12 protein-coding genes and 1 pseudogene are annotated in these 16396 nt (G+C 66.9%); 2 read left to right on the top strand and 11 right to left on the bottom strand.

Translation table 11 applies throughout. From position 1 onward, the window contains the following. Positions 1-21: 21 nt before the first annotated feature. The 3 genes from pruA to JOF56_RS16225 are packed head-to-tail and all read right to left on the bottom strand — an operon-like array spanning position 22 to position 3584. Positions 22-1665 carry an L-glutamate gamma-semialdehyde dehydrogenase gene (gene pruA, locus JOF56_RS16235; protein ID WP_209638646.1) on the bottom strand — a complete coding sequence of 548 codons (1644 nt, stop codon included), beginning with the start codon at positions 1663-1665 and terminating at the stop codon, positions 22-24. 10 nt (positions 1666-1675) lie between these two features. Next, a complete protein-coding gene (locus JOF56_RS16230; protein ID WP_209638643.1) occupies positions 1676-2167 on the bottom strand; it encodes a DUF6912 family protein in 492 nt (163 codons plus the stop codon). A gap of 4 nt (positions 2168-2171) precedes the next feature. Then, a complete protein-coding gene (locus tag JOF56_RS16225; RefSeq protein ID WP_209638641.1) occupies positions 2172-3584 on the bottom strand; it encodes a WS/DGAT/MGAT family O-acyltransferase in 1413 nt (470 codons plus the stop codon). A gap of 92 nt (positions 3585-3676) precedes the next feature. On the opposite strand from JOF56_RS16225, the gene JOF56_RS16220 reads away from it, so the two are divergent. Next, positions 3677-4432, top strand: a complete 756-nt coding sequence (locus tag JOF56_RS16220) for a TrmH family RNA methyltransferase (protein ID WP_209638639.1) — start codon at positions 3677-3679, stop codon at positions 4430-4432. A gap of 4 nt (positions 4433-4436) precedes the next feature. Here the strand turns inward: JOF56_RS16220 and JOF56_RS16215 are convergent, their stop codons facing one another. Further along, positions 4437-4766: a hypothetical protein gene (locus tag JOF56_RS16215; protein ID WP_245378273.1), complete on the bottom strand. Its 330-nt coding sequence runs from the start codon at positions 4764-4766 to the stop codon at positions 4437-4439. A gap of 233 nt (positions 4767-4999) precedes the next feature. Here JOF56_RS16215 and JOF56_RS16210 point away from each other — a divergent pair, with 233 nt between their 5' ends. Beyond that, positions 5000-5473, top strand: a complete 474-nt coding sequence (locus JOF56_RS16210) for an Rv3235 family protein (RefSeq protein ID WP_209638637.1) — start codon at positions 5000-5002, stop codon at positions 5471-5473. A gap of 744 nt (positions 5474-6217) precedes the next feature. On the opposite strand, the pseudogene secA reads toward JOF56_RS16210, so the two are convergent. The 7 genes and pseudogenes from secA to JOF56_RS16175 form a co-directional block, all read right to left on the bottom strand. Continuing rightward, a pseudogene (gene secA, locus JOF56_RS16205) lies at positions 6218-9235 on the bottom strand (preprotein translocase subunit SecA); the annotation flags it as partial. A 315-nt stretch (positions 9236-9550) separates the two neighbouring features. Next, complete coding sequence (hpf, locus tag JOF56_RS16200; RefSeq protein WP_209638633.1) at positions 9551-10231, bottom strand: ribosome hibernation-promoting factor, HPF/YfiA family; 681 nt, start codon at positions 10229-10231, stop codon at positions 9551-9553. Between the two features lie 484 nt (positions 10232-10715). Further along, entirely contained in the window at positions 10716-11303 is a 588-nt protein-coding gene (locus tag JOF56_RS16195; RefSeq protein WP_209638631.1) for a ComF family protein, read from the bottom strand. A 192-nt stretch (positions 11304-11495) separates the two neighbouring features. Beyond that, positions 11496-13208, bottom strand: coding sequence for an LpqB family beta-propeller domain-containing protein (locus JOF56_RS16190; protein WP_209638629.1), 1713 nt, complete (start codon positions 13206-13208; stop codon positions 11496-11498). Next, a complete protein-coding gene (mtrB, locus tag JOF56_RS16185) occupies positions 13205-14908 on the bottom strand; it encodes an MtrAB system histidine kinase MtrB (protein ID WP_209638627.1) in 1704 nt (567 codons plus the stop codon). The genes JOF56_RS16190 and mtrB overlap by 4 nt, the downstream gene beginning before the upstream one ends. Before the next feature lie 10 nt (positions 14909-14918). Next, entirely contained in the window at positions 14919-15596 is a 678-nt protein-coding gene (mtrA, locus tag JOF56_RS16180) for an MtrAB system response regulator MtrA (protein WP_033392556.1), read from the bottom strand. A gap of 147 nt (positions 15597-15743) precedes the next feature. Further along, on the bottom strand, positions 15744-16376 hold the full coding sequence (locus JOF56_RS16175; RefSeq protein ID WP_209638625.1) for a dTMP kinase: 633 nt from the start codon (positions 16374-16376) through the stop codon (positions 15744-15746). Positions 16377-16396: the final 20 nt, after the last annotated feature.

Here is a 16396-nt window from a genome sequence, read left to right as displayed (position 1 = left end):
AAAGGGCCGTTCGCACGGGGTTCACTCGGGTGGGTGGTCTCTCATGTGGGGGTATGTGTGGGTGGTCGGTGGGACGAAGGTCTCCTTGATTGAGCGGGGGCTGATCCAGCGTTGCAGGTTGAAGATTGATCCGGCTTTGTCGTTTGTGCCTGAGGCGCGGCTGCCGCCGAATGGTTGCTGGCCGACGACGGCGCCTGTTGGCTTGTCGTTGATGTAGAAGTTGCCGGCGGCGAATCGTAGGGCGCGTTGGGCTTCCTCGACTGCGTGCCTGTCGGTTGCGAAGACGGCGCCGGTCAGGCCGTATGGGGCGGCTGTGTCGACGGTTTCGAGGATCTTGGAGTAGTCGGCGTCGTCGAAGACGTGCACCGCGAGGATTGGGCCGAAGTACTCGGTTCGGAAGATCTCGTGGCCTGGGTCGTCGCCGAGGAGGATTGTGGGCTGGACGAAGAATCCGATGCTGTCGTCAGCCGAGCCTCCGGTGAGCACGTCCGGTTTGCCCTCGGCGCGGACCTGTTCGAACAAGGCTGAGTGCTTGGCGAACGCGCGTGAGTCGATCACGGCTCCGCCGAAGTGTGCGAAGTCCGTGACATCGCCGTAGGACAAGGACTTTGTCGTTTCGACGAGTTCGTCGCGGACTCCGCCTTCCCAGAGGGAACGCGCGATGTAGGCGCGGGACGCGGCCGAGCATTTCTGGCCCTGGTACTCGAAAGCGCCGCGAACCAGTCCGACGGTCAACGCTTTCGGGTCCGCGGACCCGTGTGCCACAACGAAATCCTTGCCGCCGGTCTCTCCTACTATCCGCGGATATGCCCGGTAGGTGTCCAGGTTTTCGCCGATGGTGCGCCAGAGGTGCTTGAAAGTCTTGGTGGAGCCGGTGAAATGCAGTCCGGCGAAGTCCGGGTCGCGCAGCGCGACCTCGCTGACCGCGTGCCCGTCGCCGGTCACCAGGTTGATCACGCCGGGCGGCAGGCCGGCGGCTTCGAGCAGGCGCATCATGTGGTGCGCGGCCAATGACTGGGTCGGCGACGGCTTCCAGACCACGGTGTTGCCCATCAGGGCGGGCGCGGTCGGCAGGTTTCCGGCGATCGCGGTGAAGTTGAAGGGCGTGATCGCGACGACGAAGCCGTCCAGCGGCCGGTGGTCGAACCGGTTCCAGATGCCGGGGCTGGACTCGGGTTGCTCCTCGATGAGCCTGCGGGCGAAGGAGACGTTGAAGCGCCAGAAGTCGATCAGTTCGCAGGCGCTGTCGATCTCGGCCTGCTGCACCGACTTGGACTGGCCGAGGACTGTCGCCGCGTTCAGTGTGTCCCGCCACGGCCCGGACAGCAGGTCCGCGGCCCGCAGGAGGATCGCGGCTCGTTCGTCGAACGGCAGGTCACGCCATGCGGGCGCGGCTGCTTTGGCTGCCGCGACGGCCGCGGCCACGTCGTCGGGCGTGGCCTGTGCCGTCCGGCCCAGGATGTGGGCCCGGTCGTGCGGCTGGACGACGTCCACCCGGTCGCCGCCGGCCATCCGCTCCTGGCCGCCGATGGTCTGGGTGAAGTCGAACTGGACGCCTTCCAGTTCGGCGATTCTCGCTCGCAGTGACTCACGTTCCGTGCTGCCGGGCGCGTACGCCCTGATCGGCTCGTTGACCGGGACTGGCACGGACGAAACGGCGTCCATCAGCGGCTCCCTACATCAGCTCCAGCAGGAAAGGCAGTTCCTGGGTGGCGTACCAGGCCAGGTCGTGGTCCTCGGCGTCACCCAGAAGGAATTCTGCGTCCTCATCCCCCATGTCCGCAGCGTCGATCACCTCGGCGGCCGCGGCGACGGCCTGTTCCGCCTCGGGTGCGTCGAGGTGGATCGCCGCGATGTCCTTGAGCTGCACCGGGCCCGAGAGCCGGACCACCGAATTGTCCAGGTCGGGCCGCACAGTCACACCGTCCACATCGGCCGCGATGACCACGCGACGGCGCATCGCCTCAGGATCGGCGGCCAACAGGCGCAGCGATGCCCGCGCGGCGTCGGCCATCGCGACGTACTCGAGGTCCTCGGCCGAACCGGCCGTGTACGCCTCCCGCAACGCCGGGGTCAGCGCGAACGCGGTGCCGTTCAACGGCTTGAACTCACCGGCCGCGTTGAGCTCCTGCAGCATCGGCACCGTGCCAGGAAGGTAGACCCGCACGCCCTCACACCCTTACCGTCGAAAGCAGTTCTTCCAGTGACTCCTCGACCATCCTGGCCAAGTTGTCCACATCGGACATGGCGGCCCGGTCTCCGTTGAGTCCGAAGTAGACGCCGCCGTCGTACGAGGTGACCCCGATCGCCAGCGCCTGGTTGCGCACCAGCGGCACGACCGGGAACATCTCCATCATCTTGGCGTTGCCCGCGTACAGCGACTCCTGCGGCCCCGGCACGTTGGTGATCACCACGTTGAAGATCCGGCGGGAGAACGAGCCGGCCGCCCGTGCGCCGAGCGAGTGCAGCGTCGGCGGGGCGAACCCGCTCATCCGGCGTAAGGCACCAGCCGCGACTTTTCTAGCCGAGTCGTTATGCACACGCATAGCGTGACTGACATGGTGCAAACGCACGACCGCGTTCGGCTCACCGACTGGCAAATCGACTAGCTTCGCGCTGACCGTGTTGCCCAGCATGCCCGGGATCGTCTCGTCGGCTTCATCTTCGCGCACGGCTAACGGCACCAGCGCGCGCAGCGTGGTCGACGAGGTGACCGTCTCGCCGCGCGACAACAGCCAGGTCCTCAGCGCGCCTGCGAGCGTCGCGAGGACAGCGTCGTTGACCGTGCAGCTGTGCTCGCTACGAATCGCGCGGAAGTCGTCGAGGCTCGTTCTCGCCACGGCGAACCGTCGCTGCGGCGAGATCCTCACGTTGAGCGGGCCGCTTGGCGCAGATGTCGCCGCCGTGCCTATGGCCGTGACCAGGCCCCCAGCCGTGTCAGCGAGGCGCTGGACAAGCGTGCTGGAGAAGATGTCCCCAGCCACCGCGCGGGCGTTCTCGACTATCTCCCGGGGGCTCTGGACGGCGTCCGAGAGCGCGTCCATGAGAAGGCGGGTCGGGGTCGGCGTGCGCTGCGGGATCCAGACGCCGTCGCTACGGTGCCCGACCTGCGGCGACGTGTCCAGGATCAGCTGGCCGATGTCGATCGTGCCGATGCCGTCGACCAACGCCAGATGCGCCTTGGTGATGATCGCGAACCGGCCCCGGGCCAAGCCCTCGACCAGGTACGTCTCCCACAACGGGCGCGTCGGGTCCAAAGGCCTGGACATCAGGCGCGCGACCAGCTCGTGCAACTGGTCGTCATTGCCCGGTTTGGGCAGTGCGGAGCGGCGGACGTGATGCGTCAGGTCGAACTCGGTGTCGTCCACCCAGACCGGCCGCGCCAGGTGACCGGGCACCGGCACGACCTTCTGGCGGTAGCGCGGGATGAGGTCGAGCCGCTGCTCGATCATGGCGACGAGCTCGTTGTAGTCGAACCCACCCTTCGGTCTGCGGAACACCGCGACCCCGCCGACGTGCATCGGCGTCGCCTGGTCCTCCAGGTAGATGAACGACGCGTCCACCGCGGACAGGCGATCCGGCATGCATTGAGTTTATGGCCCTCGCCCCGCTCGGGCGGGTTTGGTCGCCGAAGCCGGTCGTCAGGCCGCGGGCAGACCGTGGGATTCTGGCGCGCATGGCGTCACCGAAGGACAGATTTGTCACTGTGTACGGCCGCAAGCCGGTGCTCGAGGCGCTTGGCGACACGATGCTGCAAGTGGACAAGGTTGTCCTGGCCGACACGGCACGCGGGCCTGCCGCGCGCGAGATCCTCGACGCAGCCGCTGCGCGGGGCGTCGAGGTGCAGCGTGCGACCGCGCAGCGCGTGAAGGTGCTGGCCGGCAATGGCAAGCAGGACCAGGGCGTACTCGCTGATATCGTCGCGCCGCGGATGAAACTGCTGGAAGACGCGTTGGCCGGGCCACGACCCCCGCGCGGGGTGCTGGTGCTCGACGGGATCACCACTCCGGCCAACGTCGGCATGATCCTGCGGACCGCGACCGCCGCCGGGATGGGCGGGATCGTCGTGCCGCGGCGCGGGGTCGCCGGCATCGATCCGCTCGTGGTCAAAGCCTCGGCAGGTGTCGCATTTCACGCGCCGGTACTGCGGTGCGCGACCGCCGCGGAGGCCGCGTCAGCGCTGCGTGACGCTGGGTATCCCCTGTTCGCGTTGGACGCGGGGGCACGGACTTCGCTGTTCTCGGCTTCGATTCCGGAAAAGGCCGCGTTCGTACTCGGTAGCGAGACCGCCGGAGTGAGCGCCGAAGTCAGGGCGCACGTATCCGAGTTGCTGTCGATTCCTATGCGTGGTGGAGTGGAATCATTGAACGTCGCAAGTGCGGCGGCGGTGTTGTGTTTCGAACACCTCCGCCGCAATCAAGCGACTTATTAGTATATTAGCGCTCGTCTATGCGGTAACGAGCGACGCGGGGTACATGAGTCAGCAGACCTCCCTGACATTCAGCGCGGGACGTGAGTCCCTGCTCGACCCAATAGCCGTACTCGTACCACAGGCTCGACCCGGCCACGCAGGTCGCGACCACCCGATACATATAGGGTGGGTAAGGCAAGTAATCGCAGAAGACCGAGACGCCCTCACCGAAAGCGATGTCGTACTTCCACACATCACACCCAGGCGGCGGCAGATCCTGAGTGGCCGCGGCGGCCGGCGTGAAACCGACGACCGCGAACAGCGAGAACAATCCGGCCAGCAATTTTCTGCGCATCGCGACTCTCCTAGCTGAACGACTGGCAGGATCGACGATACGAGCCAGCGAGAATTGCTGACAATTAACCGGCGTGGTGAAAATAAAACGCGGCCGGTGACGTAGGTTGCTCCAACCGAGCGATCCTCGCCTCCTACGGAGTGTGATTCGGCGTCATCCGGCTGGGCGAACCTTGTCCGGATCCGGCCGCCTGCGCCCTCAAAGGGTCAAACGATCCAGAGGGGGAGAACCCGATGTCACCCACGTTGCGGCCGCTCAGCGGCTACGAGCCTGCCAGCACAAAACCCCGCCTGACCTGGGCGGACTTCCCAGACCCCACCGAGCTGACCGAGCGCTGGACCAGCCTGCGCCCGGTCAGCACACCCCAGGTCACCCCGCCGGAAACCCCCGACGACAGCGCCTTCACCCTGATGCTCACCAAGATCCTCGAAGTCCTCGACGGCAGACGCCAGATCGGCCAGCTCCAGGCTCTGCTCGCGGGACCGGTCTACGAGGCGACCCTCACCCGCCTGCGTGTCACCCCGCCCAAGGGCATCCGCCACCAACTCCAGACCCTCCGAACCTGCCGCCCAGGCCCCGACACAGTCGAACTCTGCGCCCGCATCGACACAGTCCAGGTCGGCAAGGAGAAGCGGACTCGCGCCCTGGTCGCCCGAGTGGAGCGACATCGCGGCCAGTGGCAATGCGTGTTCCTCCGCCTGCTGTAGCCGGCCATGGGCGCCGGCAGCGATGTTGCCCAAGGGATGAAGAGCTGGCGCCTCAGTCTCGCGGAACGGGGTCCCGGATCCGGAACGGCGGGTGAACGGTGTCCACGTCGAGGCCACCATTTTCACGCTGTGTGGACGCACCGCAAGAGCCCCGGGACGGCCTTCGGCCCCCGGAATCCAGCCTATCGATGAGGTCTGACATCCAGCGTGCCGTGAAGATCCACAAGGCTGAGCTGTCCACAGGGCGTGGGTTGTCCACAGGTTGAGGTGGGGCTGTTGTCGCACGTCAATGCGGCGCTTCAGACTGGGCGTGCGGTTGGGTGTGGATGCCTGTGGGTGGGCGCTGCGTGAGTGAAGGCCGGTGCGAACCCCTCGGGTCGCACCGGCCTTCGGTGGGTTGGTTCCTACCTAGCGGCGGGGGCCTTTGCGGCCCTTCTTGGCGTTGGCGCGGGCTGCGGCGCGGCGTTCGCGGCGGCTGCCGGAGCCGGAGCCTGAGTCGTCGTCGGAGTCGCTGTGGGACTCGACGCCGCCATCCTCGGCTGGGCCTGTGTAGTTCAGCTGTTGCTGGGCTGGGCCGCCGAGACCTTTGCCGCGCAGGGCCGGTGGGACCTGGGACTCCGGTTCCGGAGTTGGGTCCTGGAGGCGGTGGCGGCCTTGGCCGTTGCCGGCTTCCGCTGCTTGCGCGGCCTGGGCTGCGCGGGCGAAGGCGGCGGGGACCTCGACGGGCTGCTGTTGCTGGGGTGGCGGGGCCGCGGCCTCGACCTGGAGGTTGAACAGGAAGCCGACGGTCTCTTCCTTCAGGGCCTCCAGCATGGCCTGGAACATCTCGTAACCCTCGCGCTGGTACTCGATCAGCGGGTCACGCTGGGCCATCGCCCGCAGGCCGATGCCCTCCTTGAGGTAGTCCATCTCGTAGAGGTGCTCACGCCACTTGCGGTCCAGCACCGAAAGCACGACCTTGCGCTCCAGGTCGCGCATGGTGCCCTCGCCGAACTGGCCGTCGAGCTCGGTCTCACGCGCGGCGTACGCCTGCATGATGTCGTTGATGATCGACTCCTGCAGATACTCCGCGGTCAGGTCCTCATCGCCTTCGGCGAGGTCCTCCCACGTCACCTTCACCGGGTACAGGGTCTTGAGCGCGGTCCACAGCTTCTCGTGGTCCCAGTCCTCGGCGTAGCCCTCGGAGGTCGCGCCCTGCACGTACGCGGTGGCGACGTCGGTGATCATGTGCTCGATCTCGTCGCGGATGTCCTCGCCCTCGAGCATCCGGCGGCGCTCGGCGTAGATCACCTTGCGCTGCTCGTTCATCACGTCGTCGTACTTCAGGACGTTCTTGCGGATCTCGAAGTTCTGCTGCTCGACCTGGGTCTGCGCGCTCTTGATCGCACGCGTCACCATCTTGGCCTCGATCGGCATGTCGTCGGGCACGCGCAACGTGGTCATGACGCGCTCGACCATGGCCGCGTTGAACCGGCGCATCAGCTCGTCACCGAGCGACAGGTAGAACCGCGACTCGCCTGGGTCGCCCTGACGGCCGGAACGACCACGCAGCTGGTTGTCGATACGACGGGATTCGTGCCGTTCGGTACCCAGCACATACAGGCCGCCGAGCTCGGAGATCTCCTTGCGCGACGCGCTCGCAGTCTCGTACGCCTGGGTGTAGGTGCGGTCGTACGCGGCCTGGTCGAACAGCGACTTGTGCACGAGCTGGAAGTGCTTGTCGTACAGCGCCGCGTGCACGACGTCGTAGATCGCCGCGCCCACGGACTCCTCGAGCTTGGCCTCACGCTTGGCGTCGTCGGCGCCACGGTCGCGCTTGGTGGAGCGCTCGGTCGCCTTCTTCACCACCGACAGCGCCTCGTCGGCGGCCTTCTCCGCGGCGCCAGGCGCCTGGACGTCGGTCTGCTTGTTGAGGATCTGCGCCACACCGTCCCGGATGCGGTCGTTGATCTGGTCGAACACGGTGTCGCGCCGCTTGAAGTAGACCTCTTCGACCTTGGCGGCACCGCCGAGCCGAGACGCCTTCGCCTTCTCGTCGGCCACCGCGTCCGTCGCGACGAGGACGTCACGCAGCGCGGACCCGAGCCGGCCGAGCGCCTCCTCGCGGGAGGCTTCGGCCACCGGCTTGGTGCTGCGTTCCGCCGCGGCGCGGGCCTTCTCCTCGGCCTTCTCAGTCGCGATGCGGTGCGCCTGCACGTGGGCCGGGTCGCCGCCGAGCTCGCCCTCTTCGGGCTCCTCGTCGAGCAGTTCGGTGTCCTTGACCTCGATCTCGCCACCACCGAGCACGATGTCGGTACCACGGCCGGCCATGTTGGTCGCGATGGTGACCGCGCCCTTCTGACCCGCCTGGGCGATGATCGCCGCTTCCCGCTTGTGGTTCTTGGCGTTGAGGACCTCGTGCGGGATGCCCAGCTTGACCAGCAGCTTCGACAGGTACTCCGAGCGCTCGACGCTCGTGGTACCGATCAGCACCGGCTGGCCCTTCTCGTGCCGCTCGGCGATGTCCTCGGCGACGGCGTCGAACTTGGCCTGCTCGGTCTTGTAGATCAGGTCCGTCTGGTCCTTGCGGATCATGTCCTTGTTGGTCGGGATCGGCACCACGTTGAGCTTGTAGGTCTGCGAGAGCTCGGCCGCCTCGGTCTGGGCGGTACCGGTCATGCCCGACAGCTTCTCGTAGAGCCGGAAGTAGTTCTGCAGCGTGATCGTGGCCAGCGTCTGGTTCTCGGCCTTGATCTCGACCTTCTCCTTGGCCTCGATCGCCTGGTGCATGCCCTCGTTGTAGCGGCGGCCCGAGAGCACGCGGCCGGTGAACTCGTCGACGATGAGGACCTCGCCGTTGCGGACGATGTAGTCCTTGTCCTTCTTGTAGAGCTCCTTGGCCTTCAACGCGTTGTTGAGATACCCCACCAGCGGCGTGTTCGCCGACTCGTACAGGTTCTCGATGCCCAGCTGGTCCTCGATGAACGCCACGCCGGCCTCGGTCACACCGACCGTGCGCTTGCGCTCGTCGACCTCGTAGTGGATGTCGCGGCGCATCAACGGCGACATCCGCGCGAACTCCTGGTACCAGCGCGACGACTGGTCGGCCGGGCCGGAGATGATCAGCGGCGTGCGGGCCTCGTCGATCAGGATCGAGTCGACCTCGTCGACGATGGCGAAGTAGTGCTCACGCTGGACGCAGTCGTCGATGCTCCACGCCATGTTGTCGCGCAGGTAGTCGAAGCCGAATTCGTTGTTCGTGCCGTAGGTGATGTCGGCCTGGTAGGCCTCGCGGCGCTGCTCCGGCGTCTTGTCCGACAGGATCGTGCCGACGGTCAGGCCGAGGAACTCGTGGATCCGGCCCATCCAGCGGCCGTCACGTTCGACCAGGTAGTCGTTCACCGTGACGACGTGCACGCCGCGGCCGGCGATGGCGTTGAGGTACGCGGGCAGCACACAGGTCAGGGTCTTGCCCTCACCGGTCTTCATCTCCGCGACCATGCCCAGGTGCAGCGCGGCGCCGCCCATCACCTGCACGTCGTAGTGCCGCTGGCCGAGCACGCGCTTGGCGCCCTCACGAGCCACCGCGAACGCCTCGGGCAACAGGTCGTCGAGGTCCTCGCCGTCCTCATAGCGCTGTTTGAACTCGGCGGTTTTCGCGCGCAGCTGTTCGTCGGTGAGGTCGACTACGTCCTCTTCGAGGGAGTTGATGTGCGCAGTGATGTTGCGCAAGCGCTTGAGTGTCTTTCCCTCGCCCGCGCGGAGTACCCGAGCCAGCACCATGTTGCCTGACCTCATTACGTGATCGACTGTGCGCCCGCCGATGAGGGCACCTCACCCCCATCGTAGGGGCTGTGTTTGACTGCCCTCGCTCCGCTCGGGCGGGCTTGGTCGCCAAAGCCGGCCATTTCCACCCCGCCCCACGCAACCGACATCTCCGCTTTGTGCTGATCACCAGCCTGGCTGGGGCGATGTCGGGCGTGTTGCGGCGCGTAAATGACCGGCGCGACCAAGCCACAGGTCGGACACAGCCACCCTCTATCAAGAACGCCCCGGGAACGCTGAGGTTCCCGGGGCGTTCTTCTTTCTCGCCGATGTCTAGGACATTCTGATCACGCCGTAGTCGAAGCCCTTCCGGCGGTAGACCACGCTCGGGCGGCCTTCTTCGGCGTCGAAGAAGAGGTAGAAGTCGTGTCCGACCAGTTCCATCTGGTAGAGAGCCTGGTCAACGCTCATGGGAGTCGCGGGATGCTCCTTTTCCCGCACGATGCGACCTGGCCTGGGTTCCTCCAGACCGTCGTCCCAACGTTGCTCGGGTACGACACCGTCGTACTCCGGGGCTTCCAGCAGCGCGGTCTGCGCGACTCGCTGGCCGTTGGAGAAGTTGCGCGCGCGCAATTCCGGCGCTGCGTCAACGGAGCCGATAGCTGGCGTGGACGTCGCTTCGGCCACTGAGGCCGGGCTACGGCGTCCGTGGTGCACGCGCCTGCGGTCATGCAGCCGGCGCAACCGGTTCTCGAGTTTGTTCACCGCGGAGTCCAGCGCGGCATAGAAGTCGCCTGCGCAGGCCTCGGACCGCACAACCGGTCCCCTGACTTTGGCGGTGATCTCCACCCGCTGGCAGTTCTTGGCCTGCCTGCGGTTGGGCTCGTGGAACAACTCAACATCGAAGCGGATGACCTTCTTGTCGTACCGCTCCAGGCGGGCCAGCTTGTCCGTCACATGTACCCGGTAGTGATCGGGCACTTCGACGTTGCGCCCCTTAACGACGATGTCCATACACGACCTCCTCGCTGCTTTCTGCGAGCCATTTGTCGGCGAAAACATGGCGACCGGGGTCCTGCCGAACTGAGCCGTTGCCTCTTTGAAGGCTCAGTTCCCCACCGGCGCCAGGGTCATGGGCTGATCGCCTCCTCCCTCATGCCGGGGCTGATAGCGCTGCACGTTAGCCCGGGTTGCGGTTCAGCAACAGTCCCCTTGGTGAGGGAACTCGCACTGCGACGGAGAGTGACGCAGGGCACAGGAAAAGCTGGTCCGCAGTACCCGAGTGGCGGCGTCCCGTCCACACGACAAGGACGCTTTTCACCCTTGTGGAGGAGCGATAACCCCAGCACGGTCGCTGTCCGGGCACTCTCGGATGGGGCCCGTCGTCCCTCCAACGGGCCCACCGGTCGTTCATCCCGGTGTCTCATACCGTTAAAACGTGCGATAGCCGATCTTGGTTCCCGGAGATGTTTCACCCGTGTGGGGGTATGCAGACGATCTAGGTCGCCGTCAGTGCCACAACGGCCGTGACCTCGGCACCTGCCTGGTGGAGCGCACTGCAACAAGCCGCCGCGGTCGCGCCCGTCGTGATGACGTCGTCGACCAAGATCACGCGCGCACCCCGCACAGCCGCGCAGGACAACCTGCCGGCCAGGTTCGCGGCCCGGCCCGCCGGATCCAGGCCGACGGAATCCTTGGCCCCACGGTCCAGCCGGAGCACCGGCCGCACAACCGCGCCCGTATGCGAGGCGATCAGTTCCATGTGGTGAAAGCCGCGCTTACGGACCGCCGCCCGTCTGGAGGGCGCCGGCACCACATCGGCTTCGGGTAAGACCCGTAAAGCTTCGGCGAGCAGCCTGCCGAAGTACTCGGCCAGCTCACGCCGTCCACGCTCCTTGTACGCGATCACAGCCCGCCTCGCCGCCCCTTCATAGGCCCCCAGCGCGTACATCGGCGGCCCTGGGGAACGAGTGACGAGTTGAGGCTCGGACATCGTGCGGTGGCACCTCAGGCACAGCACAGTGCCCGGCTCGCCGCAGCCCGCACAGCAGGCCGGCACGAGCAGTTCCAGTAGCCCCCGAAGCATGCGAACACCCTCGCACAAGGGTCTGACAGTTTTGAATGTCCTCGCTCCGCTCGGACGGGCTTGGTCGCCGAAAGCCGGTCATTTCCGCCGCGCCCCACGCGACCGACAACTTCGTTCGGGGCCAGGCACCGCTGTGGCTGGGGCGATGTCGGGCGTGTTGCACGACGCAAATGACCAGCGCGACCAAGCCACCTAACCAGGGTAGAAGGGGCGGGCGGCGGCGCCCTGGTTGTGGGGGTGCGGCAGCCAGAACTGGCCGATGTCGGTCGCGGTCCACATGCCGTTCGCGTCGGTCACGATGACTGGACGGCTCGGCGCGGCGGTGATCGAGGTCAACGGCACGGTCAGGTTCGCGAGGTTGTAGCGGAACACTTCGATGCCGTCGACCGGAACGCGCCACACGAAGCCGTTCGGCATGTTCGTGGCCACCGCGAGCGTGCTCGGGTTCTCCCAGTCGACGCTGACCACGCTGCTCACGCCGGGCAGCAGTTGTTTCGGCGCGGAGATGCTCACGCCTGTGGACTGCGACCGGGCGACGGCACCGACATAGAGCTTGCCGTCGGCGACCACAGCGACCCGGACACCGTCCCGGGACAGCCGGAGCTCGGTGATCTTGCCGTATGCGGCCAGTTCTGTCTGGTTCACCGGCAACGGATCCCACGCGCCCTCGCGGGTGCGTACGAGCCTGGTCACGACGCCGTCGTTGACCGTCCAGACCTCGTTGCCGACTTCGTCGGTCCGAACGCCGTACTGCCATGTCGGGCGTGTCATCTCAGGTCCCGTGAGCACTGTGCGCAGGCCTTCGGTCACCGGCCCGACGCGCAGCTGTACGGAGTTGGGGCCGGTTCGTTCCACGACCGCCAGTTGGGAGCCGTCGACCGACTGCGCGGCGCTCACCGCGTTCTCGATGCCCGCGCCCGCTGCACTGCCGATCGGATTGCCGTCCTTGAGGTCCTTGATCCGGCCGCCGACCACCATCATCCCGGCCAGCTGGGCCTTGGGGGTGGTGCGATCGCTGGCCGACGGGACGTCGGCGACCTTCCAGTCCGAGCGGTCCGGCAGCAACGGCAGGTTCTCGACCTGCAGCCGCACGGTGGTCGCCGCGACCTCCTGCAAGGACAACACGATCTGAGCGGCGATCGCCTGCTTGTCCTCGGCGGTGAGGTTGCCGAGCTCACCCAGGTTGACCACGGTGGCCACACTGTCTTTGGCCTGCGTGACGTTGGTGCGTAAGACCGTGCTTGGCGGCAACGCGCTCTTCACCGCACCCTGCAGGCCCGCTGCGGGACCACCGAGCAGCAGGTCGACGACGTCACGCGCGGACGCCAGCGGCGCACCGGGCAGGTAGCGCCGGTCAGGGACCAGAATTGAGCGCGACGGATCGTAGAAGTACAGGTTGACCGGCCGGTAGTGGTTGGTGAACGCCGAGAACGGGATGGTCAGGCCGCCGTTGGGCACTTCGTTGATCCGCCACTGCCCGTCCTGGCGGACCAGTTTGACCTTGCCGTTGTGCGGACCGCCCTGCGGGATGAAGGACCGGTAGGAGTCCAACGACCCCTTCTTGACGCCCTTGATCTCGACTACCGCGGTGTCCTCGGCCTCCTTGTCCACCGGCTGCGGCACGGTGCTGTAGTTGTCGTCGATGATCGTCGGCTGGTTCTCCGGCCGCCAGCTCTTTTTGGCCTGCTCGGTGAGGTACGCGCGGGCGATCTCGGTGTCGCCGCTGGCCTCGATGAACCTGCGCACGAAGGTGATCGGGTCGGTGTTCTTGCCCGGCAGCTGCACCTCACGGGTGGTCTGCACGCCCGAGTTCGGGATCACCTGGGCAGCGGTCTGTTCAGGGATGTTGGCGCACGAGGCGACTAACAGCGTGCACGCAAGCAAGGGGATCAGGCGCCGGATCACCGGACTTCCTCCAACGATTCGGCGGTGGCGGCCTGGACCTGTCCGGACGGAGCCTGCGCGGTGGGCTCAGCCGGGGGTTCGGCGTCGTCGGCCGGGCGCAGCGGCAACGGGCTCTCGCCGACCTCGACGTCCTGGTTGCGCGGCAACAGAAGCCGGAAGTTCGCGCCACGGCCCGGCTCGCCCCACGCCTCCAGCCGGCCACCGTGCAGCCGCGCGTCCTCCACGCTGATCGCCAGGCCGAGGCCAGTCCCACCGGTGTGCCGGTTGCGGGACGGGTCAGCCCGCCAGAACCGGTTGAACACCAGGTCGGCTTCGCCTTGCCGCAGGCCGACGCCGTAGTCCCGGACCGTCACCGCGAGCGTGTTGTCGTCGAATGCCATCCGCAGCCGGACCGGGTGGCCTTCACCGTGGTCGACCGCGTTGGCAAGCAGATTGCGCAGGATCCGTTCGACACGCCGGGCGTCCACCTCCGCGGTCGCGGGCGCTGCAGGCAGCTCGAGCTCGATGCGGCTGCCCGCGTTCTCCGCGATCACCCGGACCGAGTCCAGGGCGCGTTTGGCGATCGCCCGGACGTCGGTGATCTCGGCGACCAGTTCCTCCACACCCGCGTCCAGCCTGCTGATCTCCAGCAGGTCGCCGAGCAGGGACTCGAACCGGTCGAGCTCGTCCACCAGCAGCTCGGTCGACCGGGCCAGGCCCGCGGGGAACTGGGCGCGGGACGCGTGCAGCACGTCGGCGGCCATCCGCACGGTGGTCAACGGCGTGCGCAGCTCGTGCGACACATCGGACGTGAATCGCCGCTGGAGCTGGCCGAACTCCTCAAGCTGGCGGATCTGGTACTTGATGCTCTCGGCCATCTGGTTGTACGACTCGGCGAGCTTGGCGACGTCGTCCTCACCGACCACGACCATCCGTTCGTCCAGCTCACCCGCGGCGAACCGTTCGGCGGCCTCGGCGGCACGCCGGACTGGGCGGACGACCTGCCTGGTCACCAGGTTCGCGACGCCGGCCAGCAGCAACAGCAGCACGAGCCCGCCGACGATCAGCGTGCTCTGCACCAGGTTGATGGTGTTCTGCTCGGAGGTCAGCGGGAACATCAGATACAGCTGCAACGTCCGGCTCGCGCTGGTCACAGGCGCGCCGACGAACAGGAACGTGGTCCGGGCGCCGTTACGCTCGACGGTCGCGATCTGCCGGGCCATCTGATTGGTCTGCACGAACGCGCGCAGCGACTCCGGCACGTCCAGGTACTCGCCGACGGACACGCTTTCCGACACGTCAGGGCCGTCGTACGCGATCACCGGCTCGAACGCGCCGGCCACCGAGTCGGCTGTGCCGGTGTCGTCGTCGGACGAGCTGGAGAGCTTGTTCAACGCGTTGCTGATGCGCTCACGGAACCCGTCCGCCAGCACGTCGGCGCCCTGCAGCTCGCGGTCGGCCACCGACACCGCGACCAGCGTCTCGGCCGTGGCCGCGTCCTGCTTGCTGGTCAGCAGCCGGTCGGTGATCTGGTTCTGCAGCACCATGCCCAGCACGAACACCACGGCAGACGACAGCGCCAGCGTGCTGACCACGACGCGCACCTGCAGCGAACGGCGCCACAACTCGCCGAACGCCAGAGCGCGTTCACGGCTGAACGCGACCGCGCGGCCCGCCTGCCGGATGACCAGCCGGCTGGACCGCGCGAAGAACCGCCTCATACGTCCAGTATCACGGAGGGCCTGCCTTGTACCCCACGCCCCGCACGGTCAGCACGACCTCGGGGTGCTCCGGGTCCTTCTCGACCTTCGAGCGCAACCGCTGGACATGCACGTTCACCAGCCTGGTGTCCGCCGCGTGCCGGTAGCCCCACACCTGCTCCAGCAGCACCTCACGGGTGAACACCTGGCGCGGCTTGCGGGCCAGCGCCACCAGCAGGTCGAACTCCAACGGGGTCAGCTGGATCGCCTTGCCCTCGCGGGTCACCTCGTGGCCCGGGACGTCGATGGTCAGATCGCCGATCGCCAGCACCTCGGCCGGCTCGGACTCGGTGCGCCGCATCCGCGCCCGCACCCTGGCCACCAGCTCCTTGGGCTTGAACGGCTTGACCACGTAGTCGTCCGCGCCGGACTCCAGGCCGAGCACGATGTCAACGGTGTCGCTCTTGGCGGTCAGCATGACGATCGGGACGCCGGACTCCGCGCGGATCGCTTTGCATACGTCGATGCCGTTCATGCCGGGGAGCATCAGGTCGAGCAACACGAGGTCGGGTTTGAGCTCGCGCAGCGCGGGGAGCGCGCGGGAGCCGTCGGCCACGACCGCGGTGTCGAACCCTTCACCGCGGAGCACGATCGTCAGCATCTCAGCGAGGGCGGGGTCGTCGTCCACAACCAGCACGCGTGCCTTCATGCCCCCCATCGTCGCACTTTCGCCGGCGGGGGCGTGCGCAACCCGCTGATCTTGCCCGTGTATCACCCGTTCACTCCGTTCGATCGCCTCGCTCCGCTCGCGGGCTTGGTCGTGATGGTGACCTATCCGTATCAGCCGCCAAGGGCGTTACGCGTCAGCCATAAGGGTGCAGCTCAGCTCGGTGAAATCGACGTCGCCGGTGCCGTCGAGCACAAGCCAGGGCGCGAGCCAGCCGATTTCGGCGAGGCCGTCGTAAACGCGCGCACATCTGGCCTGCAAGCCGCCGTCCTTTTCGTAGGTGTCCCGGACTCGGTCGCGGGTTTCCGCGCGACTGACGGCCAGGTCGACAGGCACTTTGAGCAGCAGCTGCATGTCCGGCACAGGCAGGCCGAGCCGGTCCACTTCGAGCGCCCGGATCCACTCGACGACCTCGCCACGCTCGTCCTGGTGCAGCCGCGCCGCCTGGTAGGCCGCGTTGGACGCGATGTAGCGGTCCACAAGCACCACGTCGAAGTCCTGGATGTCCTGCATGAGTGTCTCTTTTGCACCGTGGCGGTCGAGCGCGAACAAGACCGCCATGCCGTGCACCGAGTCCCCGGTGTCACCCAGGCGTCCGTGCAACGCGTCACTGACCAGATCCGCGTGCACGCTTTCGCCGTAACGCGGAAATGCGTGCTGTGCAACCTTCGTTCCGCGACGCTCGAATGCCTCGGTCAGTGCACGTGTAAGCGTGCGTTTACCCGAACCGTCGAGCCCTTCGATGACCACCAGTCGACCCACGCCGCAACCCTAATCGGACT

This window comes from Kibdelosporangium banguiense, assembly GCF_017876405.1.
Classification (GTDB): domain Bacteria; phylum Actinomycetota; class Actinomycetes; order Mycobacteriales; family Pseudonocardiaceae; genus Kibdelosporangium; species Kibdelosporangium banguiense.
This window is presented reverse-complemented; position numbering and strand designations above follow the sequence as displayed.

Excerpts from the sequence above, each read along its gene's own strand:
- JOF56_RS16225 (WP_209638641.1), bottom strand. The coding sequence starts at position 3,584 with ATGCCGGATCGCCTGTCCGCGGTGGACGCGTCGTTCATCTACCTGGAG.
- mtrB (WP_209638627.1), bottom strand. The coding sequence starts at position 14,908 with ATGAGGCGGTTCTTCGCGCGGTCCAGCCGGCTGGTCATCCGGCAGGCG.
- mtrA (WP_033392556.1), bottom strand. The coding sequence starts at position 15,596 with ATGAAGGCACGCGTGCTGGTTGTGGACGACGACCCCGCCCTCGCTGAG.
- hpf (WP_209638633.1), bottom strand. The coding sequence starts at position 10,231 with ATGGACATCGTCGTTAAGGGGCGCAACGTCGAAGTGCCCGATCACTAC.
- JOF56_RS16195 (WP_209638631.1), bottom strand. The coding sequence starts at position 11,303 with ATGCTTCGGGGGCTACTGGAACTGCTCGTGCCGGCCTGCTGTGCGGGC.
- JOF56_RS16220 (WP_209638639.1), top strand. The coding sequence starts at position 3,677 with ATGGCGTCACCGAAGGACAGATTTGTCACTGTGTACGGCCGCAAGCCG.
- JOF56_RS16215 (WP_245378273.1), bottom strand. The coding sequence starts at position 4,766 with ATGCGCAGAAAATTGCTGGCCGGATTGTTCTCGCTGTTCGCGGTCGTC.
- JOF56_RS16210 (WP_209638637.1), top strand. The coding sequence starts at position 5,000 with ATGTCACCCACGTTGCGGCCGCTCAGCGGCTACGAGCCTGCCAGCACA.
- pruA (WP_209638646.1), bottom strand. The coding sequence starts at position 1,665 with ATGGACGCCGTTTCGTCCGTGCCAGTCCCGGTCAACGAGCCGATCAGG.